The organism is Tolypothrix tenuis PCC 7101 (assembly GCF_963874875.1).
Classification (GTDB): domain Bacteria; phylum Cyanobacteriota; class Cyanobacteriia; order Cyanobacteriales; family Nostocaceae; genus Aulosira; species Aulosira tenue.
Window position 1 is genome coordinate 173,896 of sequence record NZ_CAWNJS010000002.1, and the last position, 21,238, is coordinate 195,133.

The following is a 21,238-nucleotide window of genomic DNA, read 5'->3' on the forward strand; positions in this document are numbered from 1 at the left end:
AGAGAAAGATGAATAACACTAAATCTCACAATTCTCAGTTTAAGCTGCTGTTATCTCGCAATTTTTCAACCAAATTGAGAAAGCTGAAAATCAACTGCACAGATTTACTTTTCATTGTTATATCTCTTACGATTGGAATTTATTTGTTAATTACAAAACCTATATTTGTCACTATTTTGGGATGTGCCAGTATTGTTTTCTCGAGTATTGGATATGTAATTCAGACAGTACCCATTCTAGAAAAGTATTTAGGTAGAAAAATTCGCTTCTGGCATATTGTTGCCGCCATTATTACTGTTACTGCTTTACTCGATACCTTTGCAACTCCAGCCCAAGCTATTTTCTTAAGCGGGTTGGAAAGCTTCTTCAACAATCTAGCTCAACAAAGTTCCCAAGCCGGAGGCGGTTCCACTAGTACTTTGGATGCCAATGTTGTTGGTTTAACATTTAACCTCATCCGAGGTGCATTCTTGCTGCTGGTTGCTGCTGCTTCTTTATTTGCTTACAACCAAGCACAGCAAGGTAATGATTGGCGACCAATTGTCACCCAAGTTGGTCTGGCGTTCTCCATTGTAATTGCCATTGATGTCATCACTTTCATATTTGTCGGTAATGGCACAGGAACACCCAGCTAATCTCAAATTACTCTCAATTTTCACCGCTAAATTCAGTTATAAATTAAACCCAACTTGATTTTATACCCATTAATACCAATTCTCCCAAGGAAGGTTACAGATGATGACAATAGGACTGCGAGATTGTGAATCGGTATCAGAAAAAATTGTCAAAATAATCAATGGAACATTCAGAGGATAATCAGAGTAGCAAAAGCCAATCAGCAACATCGTGTTATGAATTAAATCATGAATATAAGTTTAATTAGTGCATCATAATGTGACCAAAAGTTGAATTTATGTGTTGTTCAAAAAATGAGCATCGAAATACTTTAATTTCATTCTCAACTTTCAACATTAAATATGCTTCAAAAACATTTCTAGATAAAAATTTAGTGATTAGTGATCGCATTAGCGCAGATATGTTTTCCTGGCAAGAAAGGCTTCCTTGCTCTCTCGGAATTTTTTGAGCCAGGTTACTGCTGTAACTAGGTTTTAGCTTATTTAAACTCAAATTATCAGTTTGAAGTTTATCGTGTCCTTTTTGCCCAAGTTAACGATAAAAGCCCACAAATGACAATATCACGGCACATTCAGCAACTTAGGTTACTAATGCAGCACCAAATAATTACACAACTATGGCACAAGACAATCAAGAATTCATCAAAGTCAACCGAATTCTGGGCAAGCAAGCTAGCATTGGGCCTATTCCGGCGGAACAGCTACTTCCTTGGATTGCCATTATTGTAGTTTGCTATGTTCTCACCAATGGTTTACTCAGTTTGGGTATGGGTTGGTTCTTTGCCACCTCCTTTTGGCTAATTATCAGTTGGTGGATTCTCACAGGTAACCAGCCCCATCAGTTTTTAGATCGATGGCGTAAGCCACCGGGAACAGAGTGGTGCAATAGTAACAGCATTTACATCTCACCGATTCCCGAATATCGACCAGCTTGGATGCATCGGCGCTACGGGGACTCGCAAGTGCAAATCCGATTCAAGCCGCTGATTGTACCGAATCAATATGGAGGCAAAAGTAAGTTTATGCCCTTCCAAAATGAAGTAAACATCTGCTGTATTGCAGAAATTAAGAAAAACGATCGTGAAGTGGCTGCCCTGTTATTAGATCAAGGCAACTGTCAGTATCAACTTGTGTTTGGGTTTCACATCGCTGGACTGCATGACATACTGCATGAAAATGAGGTTAGCGAATTTGCTCACTCTATCGAAGAGGGTTTGAAAGAACTACCCCCCGGTGAAAAAATTACCTTTTGTACTGGTTGTTATAGTGATGATACTAAGTCATATTCCTTACCGACAGACTCTGCCAAGGGAGTACCCCACAAACGCCAAACCCCACTTACTGTCTTAGCAGACGATTGCCACTTAAAACCAGTTTCTGTGCTGCTTCGCAACGAGCAATTGCGGGTGGAACAACTCAAGGAAGCAGGTTCTCGCCAAATCTGGAACCAAATCGCTTTCTGTACTTGGACGAGCGATGATGAAGCTGGTTCACAGTACAAGGATTTTGTGGGTGGACTGATTGAAAAATGTAGAAAATTCGGCTCTTGGGCAGTTGAATTGATTACAGGGAATAAACGCACCTATCAAGAGGAGTTTTTCAAAAAGCTTTTACTGCAAGGGTTTCAGCAAGGATTTATCCAGTGGGAATTGCTACTCAATACCAAAATTGGCTTAGAAATAACACCTTGCAGTGCTACAGATTTGTGGCAGTGGCTGTGGAATCGATTTAATGAGGGTGCAGCACCTCCTATTCCCCAAGTTATTACACTGAAGGAGACTGAGACAGGACTGGAGTTAACAGAAACCCTAACCACCGACAAGCACATTTGTACATTACTGATTGAAGGACAACATGGACATTCTGCTTGTCCCGAACATCGAGGAGATCATGACCGAGTTTACCTGACAGGTAAAAGCAAGGTTTGTGGAGTCATGGTCGTAACAGATCCCCCTGTTGGTTGGTCTAATGCTCAAGAGCAGCTAAAGTGGGTCTGGAAAATCCTTGCTTCCAGCTATGTCCACGATACAGAAGCTTGGATTGAAATTAGCCGCAGCAATGACTTCTTCATCCAAGACAACCTGGCGCGTCAAGCAAAACAATCGAAAACAGCCCGTACTTTAGCCATAACCAAAGGACAGGGACGGGATATTGGAGCAGAAATCAAACAGGAGGAATCTTTTGAAGCCCAGCGACGACTTTACGAAGGCACAAAAGCGTTGCACTGTGCGCCTGTATTTTTAGTTTACCGCCACAGTGCCCAAGAGTTAACTCAAGCTTGCAACTTGTTGGCTAACAGTTTTGAGACTGCCAAAGTAATTCGAGAGCGTAATATTGCTTGGGAAATTTGGCTGCAAACTCTGCCGATTACCTGCAAATGGTTACTGCATGGAAGTAATCTCAGCGAACGCAGAATAACTTTAGATACCCATACTGTAGCTGGGATTATGCCCCTAACTGTTCCCAAGGACATCGATAAACAAGGTGTGGAATTCCTTACCAATCGTGGTGGCAAGCCTATTTATGTGGACTTATTTCACCAGCAGATTGGACGCGCTCTAATTACAGGTACTTCCGGCTCAGGAAAGAGCGTTTTGGGATGGCGCTTTGCTCTAGAGGCATTAGCTAACAATATTCCCGTTGTTGGTATCGATATCTCTGCCAGTGGTAACAGCACTTTCAAGACGGCAATTGAACTTTTGGGGGAGCAAGGAGCATATTACGATATTTCCAGTGGCAGCAGTAACCTACTGGAACCACCAGATTTGCGACGGTTCAACAAGTCAGAACGGGAACGGCGCATGGAATCTTGGAAAGAGTTTATTCGCAAAGCATTAACAGCGATGGCTTCGCCCGCCTTCGGCAACGCAATGGGTAAAGTCGAAAATCCCCATCTAGCTCAACGGGTTGATGCCTTGCTAGTCAAAGCTTTGGACGTATTTCTAAAAGACCCAGAAATTATTACTCGCTACAATCGAGCGTTTGAGATGGGGTGGCTTTCACCAGAATGGCAGCAGATACCCACGCTACCAGATTTCGTCAAGTTCTGCACCAGAGAGCGCCTTAATCTGAGATCCTTTGAAGAAATTGACCGACAGGCACTCAACCAAATCCAGAATCAGGTTAGTGCTTTACTGGTATCTAGGTTGGGGAAAGCGATCGCTCGTCCCAGCACTTTTTCCCCAGTACCGGCAATTAAATTCTTTGCCCTCAGTGGATTGAGTAACGAACAGGATGCTTACTTAATGGCAATTAACGCCCACAGTGCCTGTATCCGTAATGCCCTATCCCATCCTCAGAGTTTATTTATTGGCGATGAGCTTTCCGTATTGTTACGTAAAGATGGTTTTGCCCAGATTATAGGCGAAACCTGCGCTACAGGAAGGAAAGAAGGCATTGCTGTTCTGCTGTTGTCCCAGGACTTGGATACCATTTGCGAGTGTTCTACAGGCGCTCAAATTATGCAGAACATGACCTACCGGATTACCGGACGTATTACCAGTAGTGGTATTGCTTCTTTCCAACAGTATCTGAGTTATCCCGTCAATATTATCAGTCAGAATGCCACTGAAGCATTTTTGCCCCGTACCAGCGACCTTTATTCCTGCTGGCTTCTAGAAACAGGTGGTACATTCTGGCGTACCCGCTTTTATCCAGGGGAAATGATGTTAGCCAGTGTTGCCAATAACCAGGATGAACGAGAAGCACGAGAACGGGTGATGGCTCAGTATCCAGATACCACTAAAGGCAAGCTGTTAGGACTGAGAGCATTTACTGATGCATACATTCCTGCTTTGAAGGAAAATAGAGGCTTTAAACATATTGGTCGAGAAATACATCAAACCCCAGTATTGCGCGATTCGCTATGCCCTGCTGTAATACCAATTCTCCCAAAGGAAGCAACAGATGATGACGGGGGGAAACGGAGACGCAAAGAGGCGGAAATTCATTTGTAGCAGGATTTTAGAGAAAAGGTATAAGTCCTGCGGACAGTCTTTACCAAAGCGGAGCATCTGTGCTCTGGAGAAAGCGATCGCCAACATAGTAAAAATGAGCAACAGACTCAAGAACGCCTGATCGCAAGTTTATATATCCAGAACTGCATTAAGGGAAGTGAATCATGAAATCTAAACTTACCTTTATCAGATTGATGGTACTGATTCTAATTTTGGAACTAGGTTATATGGCCAGTCCAGCCCTTGCTCGGACTCAAGACAATGGTCGAGATCCAGTAGCTGCTGCTGTTGATAACAAAACTACTGGTGCTATTTTTACCTCAGACACAGCATCTCAAATCAATGATTTTGTGGGAGATATCAAAAATTTCACTCAAAATGAGCTATTGAATCCTCTTGGCAATCTGCTCAATTCTGCCTTGGGTGCAATTCAGATTCCAGATTTAAACAAAGTTTTGGCAGGAATCATGAACGGTTCTGCCAACAACGACCCTGGTGCGGTGCTGTCTGAAACTTTGGAGAACAAAACCAACGGTCAAAGCTCTTATGGTATCCGTGAAGACCTTGGTAAATATGCTACTAGAACAGTTGCTACAGGTATTGCCGAGCGGGCTACTTTGAGCCAAACAGCCCAAAGTCAGATGGCTCAAATTAAGCAAGCTACTCAACAAGATACTCAAGAAAGCGTCAGCTTGGGTGAGGAATCCCAAAGTTTAGATGTCACTCAACAGATTTTGCAAAACCTATCCCAACAGAGTGCCATTACCAGTCGCGTCAACGAGCGGATGCTTCAAGAAGCCCAGCAAGCACGCATTGACAGGGCATTGAGTATAACCATTACCGCTCAAACTGCCAAGGAACTTTCAGCCATCAATACTGCCGATCGCCGTAAAAGTGTTGCCGCAGGCAATGCTGCCACTCAACAGGCGGGCTTATTGATCATGCCTGGTGGCATTACCCTTGGTTCTGACAAGTAGTAGCTTTGATTTCGACACTTATGATCCATATTATTATTGCTCAGTCATTTCCGGTAACAGGTGGAGAACCCGATGCCCTAGAAATTATCTCCAGTTCTTTAGAACTTTCTCGCGCCACAGTTGAGTCGTGGAATAATGTCTGGTTAGTTACTTTAGATCCCCTCGGTTCGGCATTGTGGATTGGCTTGATTAAATTGGGCATCACCTTGGGAGCCGCTAGCATCTTATTTGTGGCGTTGACTACTGGTAAGGAAATCATTGAAAAGCAATCATGGTCAGAATTGGCATCAATTTTTGTTTGGCCTATCGCGATCATGATTTTTTTGGGGGCCAATGGCAATGTACTAGCTAAGACAATTACTGTTATTCGAGGCTTTGCTTACAACCAAGTGCAAAGCGTCCTTCAGCTTCAAGTTGGGGAACTAACATTTCGAGATGCTATTACCAATGTGGCTATTAGCAATATCGCTAGACAACAGCTAGAAAACCTCTATAGCGAATGCCAAGGAAAAGTTGGTACAGAGTTAGTTGAGTGCTGGAACTCAAAGCAAGCCCAGGCACAGGCAATTGTTACCAAAGCTGAAGAGGAAGCTAAATCTCCACTCAAACCACTACGAGATTTTGCTAGTTTCCTCTGGAGTAGAACTTTACCTGGTCAAATCGGTACTGCTGTTCAGTTTGCTAACGATCCAGGTAGTGTATTTCGAGATACTGCCATCCCCATTATTCGCTTTATCCTGTATGCCCTGCAATGGGGCTTTGTAAATATCTTGGAAGCTGCTCTACTGCTGACAGCATTATTTGCACCGATCGCCATTGGTTTATCTTTACTGCCATTACAAGGTCGTCCTATTTGGGCATGGCTGACAGGCTTTATTTCTTTGTTTGGTGTTCAACTTGGTTACAACATTTTAGTAGGTTTAGCAGCTGTTGTACTGGTAAAGTCGGGTGCTGAATTAGCATCTGATGTAGCATTTTTATGTTTTTTGAGCATTTTTGCACCTATTTTGGCAGTATTGATAGCCGGAGGTGGAGGGATGGCGATTTATAACGGTATTTCTGCCAATGTCAAAGGCCTAATCGATATTTTTAGCAGTGTCATTGGAACTGCAACCAGTATTGCTCTACTCCGCAGGGGGTAATACCAAATTTCTTTGGGATTTTAGATTAAAAACCTTTAACACAAGGCTGTTCGGTGGATTCTCAAACAATACTACCTATGCCCATTTGGTATGACTCTGCAAATTAAACGACTTCAATCTCCATTACTTCCAGAAGCTAAAAACCTCCTGGCTGTTTGTTTTCTGTGTCTAACTGCATTTAACGGTTTGATATTATTGTTGACTCTATTCACCGCTTTCAGGGTCAATAAAATTGCTGATCGCAAGACAACCTTTGCCCAGTTGGTAAATGGCGAGACAATCTACGTTTCCGAGCAAGATCGCAACTGGCGCTATCCAGATGTAATTCAAAAGGTAGTTAGTGACTGGACAACCCTAACATTTAACTGGGATGACAAACTCACTGGCACTAATCAAACAGACCAAGGCATTCAAGTTGGTAGAAATGGGCGTATTCCCACAAATGCTTGGTTTGCTTCCCTGCTGCTAGAACCGGAATTTGCCAAAGCTTCTCTACCGAAGATTGCTGCATTAGTTCCTAGTAGCTTATTTTCAGGTCAGATGCGTAGTACCACTATTATTTCCTATTTGTCAGAACCGAGAGCAGTACGACTTGGGGAATGGGAAATAGACATGATTTCTACCCGGATCTTAGTTGACCGTACTACTGGTAGAGATGAGCGTATTCCTTTTAACCGCACCTTTACCGTCCAAGCAGTGGAGATTCCTCGGTCTTCTTTAGGTAAAGATGCTCCCCTGGTAGAACAGAAAATTTATGAAGTGCGATCGTCTGGACTGCAAATTACCAAGATGGTTGAGTTCAATTCTCAGCAACGACGCTAAAGTAAAAAGCTATAATTATGACCAATTCAAATCAAAACTATGAATTTGATGACTTAAACGAAAATTATGCTGATTTGCCGCCGGAAATCAACACTCATAACGGTAATCATCGTTTTACCCAAGCCACTGTGGTTGCTGATGATGATATCACCCCTGAAGAGGAGCAGTTGTTAGCAGGTTATAACCCTACGGCAAGTAATCTCATTTCCGAAGAATATCGCTTGAAACAAGATGCAGAAGGAGCCGTAGAGCGACCGTTAGCAGAAAAACCTAGTGTGCGGCTAGGTTCAGTAGTTGGCTTAGTGGGAATAGTTATTGGCTCTGTAGGACTGGTCTGGTTTGGATTTCTCCAACCTAAACCTCCTGTAAAACTTGTAGTGCAAACTCCTACTCCATCTCCCACAGGCGAACCAGTTTTGGATGAATCTGCCGAACTTAAAAGCAGATTAGCGTTTCAAGACCAACGGCAACAACTGAAAGTGGAACCTGTTGCTCCTAAATCCCCAAGTCCAACCGTACAAAATAAACCCAAACCAAAGCCATCTCCACCTCAAGAAACTTTTTCACCGCGCACAACTCCTACATCGCGCATAACACCAATAACTCCTGTAAAAATTTCTCAACCTCCGCCCCCAGTAGTGCGGTATATTTCTCGAAATCCTGTAAGTTATCAAGCTTCACCACCAAGACGACAGCCTGAAAGTCATGTCGATCCTTTCCGGCAGTGGAACCAACTAGTTAACCTGGGACAGTCGCAAATCGGTAACTTTAAAGTAGCTGAAACTCAGTCAGAACCTGTAGTTAACACTCAAACTTCAACAGACTCCAAACCAACAGCTAGAGCATCCATTTCCACTCCCGAAGACCGTGATATCCAAACAGTTTTAATTGGCTCCAAAACCACTGATAGTACAACTGATAACTTAACTCCAGGGATGATAGGTATCCTCAATCGCACTCCTGTAGCTCCAGATACTGTTAATCTAAGTAAAACTAAAGAGGTAGCATTAGGTACATTTGCCCCAGGTAGAATTATCATGCCAATGATTTGGGATGAGGGGGGGAATAATCAAAGCGATCGCTTTGCTATCGAGTTGACTAAACCTATCACAGCCACAGATGGTACAGTGGCACTCCCATCTGGTACTGTTGTAGTAACGAGAACAGTGGCAGTAGGTAAAAAGAATAACTTAGTATCTGCTAGTGCGATCGCACTTATTTACCCTGACTCCCAAGGCACAGTCAAACAGGAAACCATTCCGCCTGAAACTCTTTCCATTCGCGGTCAAGGACAGCAACCGCTAATTGCTAAAAAGCTGAATGATGTAGGGACAGATATTGCCCAACAAGATTTATTAGTGGGATTACTCAGTAGTTTGGGTAAAGTGGGAAACATTGTGAATCAGCCCCGCACTCAATCTAGCACTGTTGTTTCTGGCGGCACTTTCAACCAAAGTATTGTTACTAGTAACTCTAATCCTCAGATTTGGGCAGCAGCGCTAGAAGGCTTTTTTAGTCCAGTTAGTGAACGTCTATCTAGACGCTCTGACCAAGCAGTACAGGAATTACTTCAACGTCCAAATATCCAGTTTTTACCTGAAGGTACGGAAGTCTCGGTTGTCGTTAATAGTTTTTTGAAAGTTGAACGATGAAACAGTTTGCTGCTCTTAGCATCGTCATTAGCTCATTACTGCTTGGTGTGACAGCACCTATTGTACAGGCACAAGCACAAACTCCTGCATATCGCTTGATTGAACGGGATATGGCTGCAAGTAATAGGATTCAGGTTGAAGTTACTCCAGGACGTGCTACGCCTATTAGCTTCACCCAAACCGACGAGGCGATCGCCTACATTTTGTTAGCAGACCCTTCACGACTGGTCTACACCACAGATACAGATTTAAAAAGTGGACGTGCCACAACCATCTTTCTGAAAGCCGTCCAACCGTTAAAGTTTCTAGGGGCTACCACAACTGCCATTACTAACTTACTTGTCCAAACTATAGACCAAACAGGACAAAAGCGACTCTATAACTTCGATATCGTTCCAGTGCGTAGAAACACTGGGTATGTTGGTATTCAGATTGCAAATGCGTTCGTCGTACCTCCAAGAGAAAGCAAGCTAGCAAGAGCGTCTCTAACAGGAGAAGGTATCACCTCTGGTACTGCGCTTTGGCCAATTGCTGGACAGCAGACACTATTAATAGATAAAAATCGCAGAGCTAGAGTAGATGATATTGAAACTGGGCTGAGAATTGCTATTAATCGGGGTTACACCAACAAAAGCGATCCAGTTGTTCCTAAAATGCAGCAAGTTTTATACCTATTACGAAATAGTAGAGTCACAGTAAAAGAAGCAGCGACATCTGTTGGTGTTCCAGTTGAGGTTATTTCTGAATTAGGAAGAATCGCTTTAAATGACCGTCTACTCAGACTAGGACAGCAGCGCTACAGGTGATGCACTGGTTAAATTACAAAGCAATTGACAGTGAGGCGCTGTGACTCATCTCTAAAACCCGTTACTGTGAGTCGGTTATTGTGCAGGTTCCGAGTTGGGGGCAAATAATCTCTATTGCCTTACCCTTGAAAAAAACAATTCTGTGTTCGTTATCTTCAGAGTCTCCTAAAGTGACTCGTTTACGGATACTCATGTTTTTCATATCAGAGACGGTATTCTCAAAGAAATCCGATTGATGTCCACAGTCGCAACGAAAGGATGATGGATACATTTCTATTGCCATCTTACACACCATGACGAACCCCGCCAAATACTACCATGCTAGTCAGGCGATATTTGACGGGAATAGTAATACCAATTTGAAAAAAGAATGCGACAGATTGTAGGGTCAAGGCACTGCCTTGACCTCTAGAATATATTGATGTGTCGCAAACATTATTTGAATTGGTATAAGGTAATCAGTGGGGTATTCAAGCAAGAATACCTCACTCGCCAGCTGAAAGATGTCCAGAAAACCCTGTGAGATAAAACCAGGATACTGTTATCACATTACTAATAATCATTGATACACAGGAATTTTTCAGCTATTTTCTTTCTTACAACTGCTTTAGGATTGCTATACTATTGATCAAGTTTTTAGCACCTTGATTATCTTGTCCACGAGCTCCATTGGCTTAATTGGCTTGGTAATAAAAAGTTGATACCCTGCTTTTAAAATACGTTGCTCATTTTTGGCTCCAGCAAATGCGGTAAGAGCGATCGCCTTTGGCATTACTTCGTTTACCGCTATCCTTTGTTTCCCTTCCTTTATGCTGCGGGAGCGAACCTGACGAATTAAGGTAAAGCCATCCTCATCTGGCATACTGATATCACTAATCAGTAGAGCGGGCGATCGCTGTTCTAAAAGTGCTAATGCTTCTTTGACTGATGCTGCCACTAATACATCTGCCCCGACGCTTTGGAGAACAGTCTGCATTAACATCCGAGCATCTGCATCGTCATCCACAACCAGAATGCACAAGTTCTGTAATTGAGCAATTTTCTGATTGTCATGTAGCAATTCTCCCAGTACTAGTTCATCATTGCTCAATCGCCCTGTCATGGTCACGGTAGGTAGCCTCACCGTGAATGTCGAACCCTTGCCCAATCCCGCACTGGTTGCTGTGATATTGCCATTGTGGAGTTGTACAATGTAATGAGCGATCGCTAGTCCTAACCCTAATCCACCAGCAGAACGAGTAGTGGAAGGGTCATGCTGACTAAACCGTTCAAAGACGAATGGTATAAATTCTGCTTCAATGCCCCTCCCTCTATCAATAACAGTAATCTGAGCTTGAGACTCAACTTGTTCCAACCTGATCTCTACACTTTCATTGTTGAAACTAAACTTAATTGCATTTGAAAGCAAATTCCAAACTACTTGTTGTAAACGAATGGCATCACCTAAAACGTTGGATACAGCAGCATCAAGATGTAATTGAATTTGAATACCCTTTGTTTGGGCTGACAATCGAATAGTATCTGCTGCCAACCGAATTACACTTGCTAGGTCAACAAGTTCCATCTCCAAATTCATTTCGCCTTTCTGCATCCTAGCCAGATCTAACAAATCATCAATTAAGCGAACTTGCAGACAGGCATTCCGCTCAATTGTTTCCAGTCCCTCAATTTTCAGTGCTTCATCCATCTCAGTTTCAGTTAGCAATAATTGCGCCCAGCCATGAAGATTATGTATTGGAGTACGTAACTCATGAGACAAGACAGCAATGAATTCATCTTTTACTCGGTTGATTTTTGCCAAATCCTCAGCCTTTTGCCTCAGTTCCTTTTCTACAGTTTTTAGTTCTTGAACTTGTTTATTTAAAGCTTGGTTCAACTCAATAATTTTTGATTCTGCTTGTTTGCGGTTCGTGATCTTTTGGAAGATTGCTAAGCCTGTTATGATTTTGCTATTTTCATCTTTGACTGGGAAAGTTTGTAATAGATAAACTTGATTGTTATCAGGGATTTCAATACACATTGCAGTACCCTTTAAGGTACTACGGTAAGCTGGTTCTATCAGCTCACAAATCTCAGGGAGAACAGTTTTGTGCAGGGTTTTATTTTGGAACTCTTCTTTTCCTAAACCCAAGATTTGCAGTTTTGTGCCCTCAGCACCAATAAAGCGCATATCTCGATCAAAGAGAAAAACTACTCCATTGGGTATATTTTGGGTTAATGTTCGGTATAGTTTTTCACAGTGACGGAGTGAATGCTGACTCTGTAATAAATCTTTTAGATTGATTAGATCTGCTATTTTATCAGTATCGGACTGCTGTTTGCTTGACTGGAAATTAGCAGTTAGTGTACTGATTAATAGAGCCTCGATGACAAATAATACAAATTCCAGGCTATCGAGAGTAGAAGATGGGTCTGTAAAAAAGTAATGACTAGCTAAAGCAGCTAAGAACACTGATATCAATCCTGAAATGATGCTACCGTACCAAGTACTTACAGAGATAGCAATCAGCCACAAGCTAAAAGAACTTGTAATTCCAGTTAAATACTCTAGTGCCAGCTTGACTAGCAAGGTTGCTCCCACACTGAAAAATGCAATTCCGTAGGGCAGGTATTTTTGTTTGATAAATAACATAGACATAGGAGTAACGCGACTTTGCAAAGTCGGATAAAAAACGACCGATGCTTTCTCTACAAGACGCTACGCGTGCTTGCTTCTCGGTTGCCCCTGGTGTCCTGTAATAAGAAATCTGAAATACCTATTACAAATGATGCTACATATTCAGATTATAAAGAGTTACTAAAATTTTTATCCACTTTACCGGAAGACCCTACGTGTAATGTAGTCGAACTTGGGGATGAAGCAAGACTAACAGCTATCGCTGCATTGAGTGGATCAATTAATGGAATTAGCGAAGCGATGATGATCCAAACAATTCCTACGTTCGCTGCAACAGGTTATTTTCCATTTCAACTCACACAGCAGCAGCAAAAAGCTTTAGATGCAATGTGGACATTTATACAGCCAACCGTGGTGTCTGCTTTATTTCTGCTGGTTGGCTATGCTGGAACTGGCAAGTCAACTATTGTTTTCCAATTAGTTAAAGTTCTTGTCGCTACAGGTAAGCGAGTTGTACTGACTGCACCCACTAATAAAGCTGTAGGCGTGCTGCAACGTATGGCGGCAGAAAATGGCGTAACTGGGGTAGAATTCTTCACCATTCACCAGTTATTAGGACTGGGTATGGTAACTAGAGGTAAAGAGAAAGTACTGGATCAAACCGGGCCTTCTTATATCAATCTATTTGATGTTGTCTTTATTGATGAATGTTCCATGATTGGTAAACAACTGTGGCACTGGATAGAAGATGTTGCTAACCAATCATCCATCTGGACAAAAATCAAAATTATTTTCATGGGCGACCCAGCACAGTTAAATCCAGTGAATGAAGGAAAATCCCCTAGTTTTCAAGTACCAGATAAAGCAGTATTGACTCAAGTTGTGCGTCAGGGAACTGGTAGCCCTTTGTTAGAATTTGTCACTGCTTGTCGCTATGCAGTCATCAAGAGTAAGTTTCCTTTTGAGCCTTATGCCAAATATCTGCCTGATAAAAGTAATGGGGCGTTGATGGTTAAACGTCAAACTTTGTTGCGCTATGCTTGCAAAAAGATGTCTAGAGAATTTGCTCAAAACCCAGATTGTTTCCGAATTTTATCCTGGACTAATACTCAAGTTGACTTTTACAATCAGCAGATTCGCACACATTTATATGGTGAAAATATCAATCGCTTTATTCCAGGAGAGAGATTAATCACCAGAGATCCTGTGATGGCTCCTGATGGTAAAACTACGATTCTTGCTACATCTACAGAGTTTACTGTTTTAGATGTCTTTGAGGATCGTTACAACAATTATGATACTTGGAGATTAAAAGTAGAGACAGATGAAGGTATTGTCCGTCAAATCTACGTTTTGCATGAAAATGAGCAAAAACAATTTGACCAAGAAAGCAAACGTTTACTCACAAGTGCCAAGCGTAATCCCTTTCTGTGGAAGCAGTACTACAAACATTCAGAGCAGTTTGCCAACATCAGAAACTGCTTTGCATTAACTGTTCATAATAGCCAAGGTAGTACTTTCTTAGAAGCGGGTATTGATGGTCAAGATTTGAGTAAGCGACTTTATCCAGAACCAGGAGATGATCGTAAGGCAATCTTGTCAAAAATTAGAGAGTTTAATCGTCTGTACTATGTTTCTAGCTCACGGGCTAGGCAGCGAATATTAGTTATCCGCTAAGAATTAATTGTGTCTAGCAATCTCGAAACTAAATTCCGGATGTGACTGTTTTTCATACTTTGAGAGATGTGTTTACACTCATCAGTAAAAACACTCTCTTCAAAAGGAAATTGTTCTGTTTTAATTCATAAACTATGAGATACACGACTTCTCTAATAAGTCGTGTATCTGGATAGCACCTTTTTTATAAAAAAGCATTTCGTATACAAAGTAAAAGAATAAAATTTCTAATTAAAATTATCTCAAATTTTAAATTTTAATTATTATAAAAATCCTTGAGTTGTATTGAATTTTTTAAGAATAAATTCTTTTTTGTATAAATAGACTAATAAAAATTTGCAATTTATTTTTAAATATAAGTTAATTAAATAATTTGATGAATTTTGTGAATAAAAGCTGCTTTCAAATTAGTAGCTATCAGGTAAAGCTAACGCTTTAGTTTACAGAGGTTAAAAACATTAATATTGCTAGGAAATAGGGTAGAAGCAGTGATTACAAATTCAACCGAAACTTTTCTAAAAGATGCTGTTGTTGAAAGATATAACCTCTCTAAACTGAACAAAACTCGCATCCGCTTCAAGATTCAGTTAAAGAAGACAACTAAGAGTAATGCTCCCAAATGGAAAGATGTTCTCAAATATTCTCAAGAAGATGAGCAAGAATCTGACTTAGTGAAGGTCACAATCTCAGAAGTTGGTTTAAAGGGCATCAAGGTTTTTAAAGCTTTAGACGAAGCAGCGAACCAATTAAGGCAAGAAATTACTTCAGTGCAAGAATGGATGAATTATGACAATGGTGATTGGATTTGCCCTATAGACTTAGCACCCTTGGTCTGGAATCAACTAATCGAAATTCGGGATAATATTGCACCTGTTTTACGCACTCAATTGAGAGAAGAGTATGACAAGGGGTACACAGACTATCAAGAACGTATTGACAACTTTCTCTCACTCAATGCTTGGCAATTATCTGTAGAACAACAACAAGAAGTTAAGCAGAACCTAGTAAAAGCTTTTCCTTGTTTAGAGGAATTAGAGGACTATTTACAAGTAGTAATTGGTCGTCCTGTTATTATTCCTGCCATCAGTGAACAACTGTCAGAGAAGCAAGCTGAATGCTTAGAGCAAATAACTCGGTTTATCGAACAGTATGACAGAAATTTAGAACAAACATTGAGGGAATCAGCGATCGCTCTCGGTGAACAACTAGCAGCCCAGTTGCTCGAAGATTTGAGCAACTGGGAACCTGGGCGCAAGCCGGTTAACTTCAAGAAGAAGATGGAACGCCATTTCAAAAAAGTCCAAATGCTTTTGGCTAACGCCAGCTTTGAAGCAGGTAGCAGTCTTGGACACATGATGACTCATCTAGAGAATATTCTCGAAAACGCTTCTGTTGATGCCAAAAAGCTAGATTCACAAGGGCGTTCTCAGTTGCAGAAAAAAATGGATGAAATTTGTTCCAAGCTTCTGGATGAACAACGCTATCTCCAACGATTAGCAAGCGATGAGGGTATGGGCTTAACCAGGGCTACAGCGATGTCTCTCAAACTTCGCTAGAAAAAACAATCAAGGATGCACTTAGTATCGTCCTTGATTGCAAACGGGGTGTGGAGTGTAGAGGAAGCAATACGCCCACACTTCCCAAGCTTGCTACGCAATTAAAAGAGGAAGTGATAGGTATGAACTTTTTGCTTCCTTGTGTATCACCATTGTTTGCATTAATTTACCAGTCCACAGTATTTAGAGGTAGGAAATGTCACATTTTTCAACTGTCACTACAAAACTAACTAACCGTGAATGTTTAGTACAAGCTCTACAAGATTTGCAGCTTACTGTCCAAGTTTATGAAAAACCACAATCGCTGAGAGGTTATTACGACGACTCCCAGGGGAAAAGTGCTGAGATTGTTGTCCCTGGCCGTAGTTTAAGTGTCCGCGCAGATATCGGGTTTAAGTGGGATCAGGAGGCAGGGGTGTATCAACTCATCCATGATGCTTATGAAACTGTACCCCGACTAGGAGAAGACTTCTTTTCGCACACCTTAATACAAGCCTACGGACAGAAGATGGTTCGCGCTAAAGCAGCCCAGTTACAAGAACATCTGGGAGAATGCACCATCACAGAAGAAACCAATGGTCAGGTACATACTTTGCGTCTCGCATTTTCAGCACATCAGCAAACTCAACAAGTTCGGAGATAATTTATGGAACGGGCAATCTTGATACATTTTGACACTGTTACAGGCGAAGTAAAAATAGAAGCCGAGGGATTTGAGGGATTGTCGTGCCTAGAAGCAACCCAACCCTTTGAGGAAGCTTTAGGCATAGTGCAAGGCGAACGCACTTACAAACCAGAATCTCAACAACAGCTTCGTAGTACGATTACTCAACAACAACAGTTGTACCAATAAATGATCGTGACTTACGTACAGGTAAGGGAAAATCAAACCGCAGAGGACACGGAGAAATAGGAGTTTCAGAGAGTTATTGCGTAAGTTTTAATGATTACAAGGGAGAGACTTCTTTAATAATTCCTTATCTTCGTGTCCTCCCTGTACCGCCTTTTCTTCACCTAAATAAACGTGCCATTTTGCCAACAAACATTCGATGGGGGACGAGGAAAATCCCCCTGCACAATTTTTCTATGAGCGAACTACCTGAAGATTATCCGATGCTCCATATTTACCCCTCAAAAGGAGCGCGGCAACCAGTAATTATCAAAGGAAATGCAGAGGGACTGTGCGCTTTAGTCAATGCTCTAATTTCCGCCATTGCTCATCCAAATTCTTCTGGAGTTGCTGAAGTTTTTAATGGCGATGCCGAAGTTTACGAAGTAGTCGTGAATCTTGTTACCACTCACGAAAAACTTTCTCCCGTACCCGATCAAAATTCACAACAATGAAACTATCAAACTTGATTACCACCATTGATTCTCAAATACCCATCGTGGCAATAGATGTTCTTTCCCCCGAAGAAGCCACTATCATTCAGTGGTTAACTACTGAAGTGATGGACAAACTTAACAGTCCTGTGTACTTCTGGAATTTGGGAGTTTCCGGCTTAGAACAATGTCTGATTGCTGACGACGGTGGACTGGTGTTCAAATCAGTCGAGACGTATAAAAAGCCGCCTCACATAGACCCTTTAATATATGTGTTCGAGTACATCAATAATTTTGGCAGTAATGGAGTTTTTATCCTGGGAGATGTTCACCCTTTTGTGGGTCAAAACTCCCTGCAATTAAGTTGGGAAGTCCTCACTAGAGTCAAAAACTTGTACCATCGCCTGAAACCAACTGAAAAGCGAATTGTATTTTTAGGTCAAAACATTCAACTGCACGAATCTCTGCTGAGATTGATTCCTTGCTGTGAAGTTCCTCTACCCTGTATTGAGCAAATTCAAGAGCACTTAGAATCATATGTGTTGTACTTGCAAGAATCTGCCGGTGAGCAAGAGGTAACTTTTACCGTATCTCTAACCACTGAAGATAAAGAAACCTTAGCAAGAGCAGCATTAGGGCTAACCTTGGAGGAAATTAGCGACTTTCTGCGGCTGACTATCAAGGAGCGATTAACTTCTAAAGGTATAGTAATTGATGCTACGGCCATCCCTTTGGTTGTGGAATACAAAACCCGCCTACTGGCTCAAATGGGTATTGAATTAGGTAAACCGGCGACCATACCTTTTGGTGGACTAGACCTGTTGCGGGATTGGTTGCAACGCCGTCGTCGGTTATTTTCCCAAGAAGCGCGATCGCTCAATCTACCTCAGCCTAAAGGAGTGCTACTGGCTGGGCCACCAGGAACAGGTAAATCAATAGTGGCGAAAAACATTGCAACCATACTCAACCTTCCACTGCTGCAATTAGATATTGCCTCAATGCTTGGTAGCTTGGTTGGAGAATCTGAGGGCAATGTCCGCCGTGCACTCAAGACTGCTGAAGCAATCGCACCCTGTATCTTGTGGATTGATGAGGTTGAGAAAGCACTTTCAGCTAATGGCGATACTTCTGGAGTCTCACAAAGGATTCTGGGAAATATCCTCACTTTTATGTCTGAATGTACCGCGGGAGTGTTTGTAGTGGCAACTTGTAATGACCCAACAGCGCTGCCTATTGAGTTCAAGAGGAAAGGGCGGTTTGATGAGAATTTCTTCGTTGACCTGCCTACTGAGTTGGAACGCTGCCAAATTCTTAAGATTCACTTGGAACGGTTTGGTATAGAAGTTCCGCAGGAATATTTAGAGGCGATCGCTGCTGCTACTGACAAGTTTAGTGGTGCTGAGTTAGAAACCCTGGCATCAGAAGCAGCACTACTGGCTTTCGATGAGGGAAGACCTCAGCAGGTCACACTGGCTGATTTAGAAAATTGCCAACAAAACATCACCCCTTTAGCTGTTCAAGATGCTGCTGCTGTTGAGCGGATGCAGTCTTGGTCAAAGATTGCGCGACCAGCTTCTAGCCCTGTGCAGGTGTCTAAGAAAGGTCTTCGTACTTCTAGATTCCGTACTAATTAGGTATTCCCAAATTAGTAATGATTTGAAGCTTTTGTCAAATGAACATCTCAACAACAGATGTTCATTTGACATGGTAATACTTTACTCTAAATTATGTCAAAAACATGGAAGTTTACTTAATATTTGTAGATGCGGCTCAGAACAGTAACAAATTCTGGAGTGCAAAAGTTGAGCAAGGTAATCTAACTGTTGAGTGGGGTAGAGTAGGCTACAAATCTCAGCAAAAAGTTCACTCTTTTGGTAATGCTCAACAAGCAGTTTCTAAATTTCACAATCTCGTGGCTGAGAAGAAAATGAAAGGCTACCGAGAAAGCCAACCTCAAATTGATAGTACTTCTGATTCTCTAGAAATTAAAAGAGCTATCCAATTATTGGAGATTTTGCGCCCTTATGTAGCACAAAGACAATTTACCAATAGAAATTATCTAGAGACATTAAACCAATATTTAAAAATCGTGCCTACACCTTTAGGAATGAAAATAGATCCGTCTCTAATATACCGCGATGTGGCAGATGTTGAGCATCAACTATCACTGCTGAACTCTTTGTTGGCAACTGATTCTGTGCTAGCTGATAACGCTACAGAAGAATCTGGAAATACAAGCAAAGTTATGAGTTTAAAAAGCATTAGAAAGAACTTTTGGAGGAATTTGTAGAACTTCAGAATTCTGGAGCAAAGCTGGATACGCCGAAAGCTACGATCAGAATAAAAGCTTACCTGAGAGCCGTTAAATGGAATATATAGCAAAATTCAGGAGTCAGGATGGGCTGCGCTAACAGAAATAAAACAGGCTTTATATTTGGCTTTGAGACGAATCGTTGTGTACTTCACTAACTTTAAATCCGCTGTATCAGTAAAACTCTGTATGTCTCACAGAGTAAAAACATCCCAATCTTTCTTTTCTGCTATCGCAGTCATCTTTCTAAGAATGACGCAATTAGAATTAAATTATCATGGTTCAAACAGCATCAAAACAAAAGGTAAAGCCTGCAATGCAGACAAAACAAACAAGTGTTGTTACTCCTAAATGCGAAAATGAAGTATCAGCAAATATCCCAGAAATACCAAAGGCTAAAAAGAAAAAAACTACACCTCCAGATGTTGATATTTCAGCTGAACCTATCTCAAATAAGCCTACTAATAAACGTTCTGCTAAATTAGAGTCAAACTCGCAACCACTTATAGAATTAGGAATGGAGGTAATCTGCTCACAAACTAAATTTCACGATGCACTCTCTTTAGTTAGTTGCGCTACTCCAGCTAAACCTATCCATCCGATTCTTGCTAATGCTCTAATACTTGCAGATATCGAAACACAACAGATACATTTAACTGTTACTGATTTAGCATTAACAATTCAGGCAAGTTTTGAAGCCCAGGTGTTGCTCAAGGGTGAAATTACTGTGCCAGTGGAAATGCTATTTGATATAGTTAAGCATTGCCCTAATGCTAATATCAACCTCAATAGCCAGACTCAGATTATACAGCTTAATGATGAGGATAAGCAAACAAAAATATGCTCTCTGGGTTTATCTGATGCTGATGGAAAATATGAAATTAGAGGTATTAGTGCTGAAGAATTTCCACCTATTTATACAATTGATGCAACTCCCATTCCTCTGCCAGCAACAGTTTTTAAAGATGGGTTGAAAGGTGCAATTTATGCTATCAGCACTGATGAAAATAAATATATCTTGACCGGAGTTCATATTCAACTCGCACAGGAGAAGTTAAAGTTTATTGCTACTGATGGACATCGAGTCGCAATTACTGAACTTTCAATTCTAGGAATTGCTAGAAAACCACGCAAACAATTAGAATCTGAAGAAATAATCCAATTTACTCTTCCTGGTCGAGTCCTTAAGGAACTAGTACGTAACTTGGATGAGTCTGTCGAATTCATTAATTTGTGGTATGATTCCCAAACTAATCGCTTGGGTTTTGCTTGGCAAGATATTATCCTCAAATGTCAATATTTGGAAGGAGCTTACCCTGACTGCGAACAGCTATTGGCAAGATTTAGCTTTGACCGAGAAGTAATCCTAGAAAAAGCATTCTTAGTCAAAGCATTAGAACGGTTAGCTGTGTTAACAGATAAAAAAGAGAAAGGTATTTACTTACAGTTTGATGGAACTTTACAGCAGCTAAGACTATCAATTGAACGGGAGTTTGGCAAAGGCGATCAGGTTATTGCTGCTCATCTACCATCAGAAATGTCATTGAATATCCAGTTTAACCTCAAGTATTTAGTAGAAGCAGCCAAAGCAATTCCTAGTACCGCGATTAAAATACATTTGCAACAATCAGATCATCCTGTCATGTTAGTTCCTTATGGAGATAGACAAAATCCAGAACTAGAAATGTCCATGCGTCAATTCTTACTGCCACTGTATACTCAAAATGCTTAATTTTGAATTTTGAGTTTGTATTAGCTGCTAAT

Annotated in this window: 16 protein-coding genes; 15 read left to right on the forward strand and 1 reads right to left on the reverse strand. The window is 41.3% G+C overall.

The features are described 5' to 3' along the window. Positions 1-8: 8 nt before the first annotated feature. The 7 genes from AACU25_RS34945 (at position 9) to AACU25_RS34975 (ending at position 9,990) form a co-directional block, all read left to right on the forward strand. Positions 9-635, forward strand: coding sequence for a hypothetical protein (locus tag AACU25_RS34945; protein ID WP_096584756.1), 627 nt, complete (start codon positions 9-11; stop codon positions 633-635). Positions 636-1,252: 617 nt separating this feature from the next. After that, positions 1,253-4,591, forward strand: coding sequence for a hypothetical protein (locus AACU25_RS34950; RefSeq protein ID WP_321206717.1), 3,339 nt, complete (start codon positions 1,253-1,255; stop codon positions 4,589-4,591). A 164-nt stretch (positions 4,592-4,755) separates the two neighbouring features. After that, positions 4,756-5,568 (forward strand): hypothetical protein, encoded by an 813-nt coding sequence (locus AACU25_RS34955; RefSeq protein WP_096584759.1) that lies wholly within the window; start codon positions 4,756-4,758, stop codon positions 5,566-5,568. A gap of 20 nt (positions 5,569-5,588) precedes the next feature. Then, positions 5,589-6,710 (forward strand): hypothetical protein, encoded by a 1,122-nt coding sequence (locus AACU25_RS34960; protein ID WP_096584762.1) that lies wholly within the window; start codon positions 5,589-5,591, stop codon positions 6,708-6,710. A gap of 90 nt (positions 6,711-6,800) precedes the next feature. Beyond that, the gene (locus AACU25_RS34965) at positions 6,801-7,532 is read left to right on the forward strand and encodes a hypothetical protein (protein ID WP_321206718.1); all 732 of its coding nucleotides are present in this window, start codon (positions 6,801-6,803) and stop codon (positions 7,530-7,532) included. A 17-nt stretch (positions 7,533-7,549) separates the two neighbouring features. Then, positions 7,550-9,184: a TrbI/VirB10 family protein gene (locus AACU25_RS34970; RefSeq protein ID WP_096584764.1), complete on the forward strand. Its 1,635-nt coding sequence runs from the start codon at positions 7,550-7,552 to the stop codon at positions 9,182-9,184. Continuing rightward, positions 9,181-9,990 (forward strand): hypothetical protein, encoded by an 810-nt coding sequence (locus AACU25_RS34975; RefSeq protein WP_096584767.1) that lies wholly within the window; start codon positions 9,181-9,183, stop codon positions 9,988-9,990. Before AACU25_RS34970 ends, AACU25_RS34975 begins: the two co-directional genes overlap by 4 nt. A gap of 628 nt (positions 9,991-10,618) precedes the next feature. Here AACU25_RS34975 and AACU25_RS34980 read toward each other — a convergent pair. Continuing rightward, positions 10,619-12,628, reverse strand: coding sequence for an ATP-binding protein (locus AACU25_RS34980; RefSeq protein ID WP_096584773.1), 2,010 nt, complete (start codon positions 12,626-12,628; stop codon positions 10,619-10,621). 90 nt (positions 12,629-12,718) lie between these two features. Between AACU25_RS34980 and AACU25_RS34985 the strand changes: the two genes are divergently transcribed. From AACU25_RS34985 to dnaN, 8 genes are all read left to right on the forward strand, one after another. Then, positions 12,719-14,284, forward strand: coding sequence for an ATP-dependent DNA helicase (locus tag AACU25_RS34985; protein ID WP_321206719.1), 1,566 nt, complete (start codon positions 12,719-12,721; stop codon positions 14,282-14,284). Positions 14,285-14,772: 488 nt separating this feature from the next. Next, complete coding sequence (locus AACU25_RS34990) at positions 14,773-15,840, forward strand: hypothetical protein (protein ID WP_321206720.1); 1,068 nt, start codon at positions 14,773-14,775, stop codon at positions 15,838-15,840. A 196-nt stretch (positions 15,841-16,036) separates the two neighbouring features. Next, the gene (locus tag AACU25_RS34995; RefSeq protein WP_096584780.1) at positions 16,037-16,483 is read left to right on the forward strand and encodes a DUF1257 domain-containing protein; all 447 of its coding nucleotides are present in this window, start codon (positions 16,037-16,039) and stop codon (positions 16,481-16,483) included. 3 nt (positions 16,484-16,486) lie between these two features. Continuing rightward, on the forward strand, positions 16,487-16,693 hold the full coding sequence (locus AACU25_RS35000; RefSeq protein WP_096584782.1) for a DUF2997 domain-containing protein: 207 nt from the start codon (positions 16,487-16,489) through the stop codon (positions 16,691-16,693). A gap of 233 nt (positions 16,694-16,926) precedes the next feature. Then, positions 16,927-17,184 (forward strand): hypothetical protein, encoded by a 258-nt coding sequence (locus AACU25_RS35005; RefSeq protein WP_096584786.1) that lies wholly within the window; start codon positions 16,927-16,929, stop codon positions 17,182-17,184. Continuing rightward, positions 17,181-18,797, forward strand: a complete 1,617-nt coding sequence (locus tag AACU25_RS35010; protein ID WP_096584789.1) for an AAA family ATPase — start codon at positions 17,181-17,183, stop codon at positions 18,795-18,797. Before AACU25_RS35005 ends, AACU25_RS35010 begins: the two co-directional genes overlap by 4 nt. 104 nt (positions 18,798-18,901) lie before the next feature. After that, positions 18,902-19,453 carry a WGR domain-containing protein gene (locus AACU25_RS35015; protein WP_096584792.1) on the forward strand — a complete coding sequence of 184 codons (552 nt, stop codon included), beginning with the start codon at positions 18,902-18,904 and terminating at the stop codon, positions 19,451-19,453. A 337-nt stretch (positions 19,454-19,790) separates the two neighbouring features. Next, entirely contained in the window at positions 19,791-21,206 is a 1,416-nt protein-coding gene (gene dnaN / locus AACU25_RS35020; RefSeq protein WP_321206721.1) for a DNA polymerase III subunit beta, read from the forward strand. Positions 21,207-21,238 lie beyond the last annotated feature (32 nt).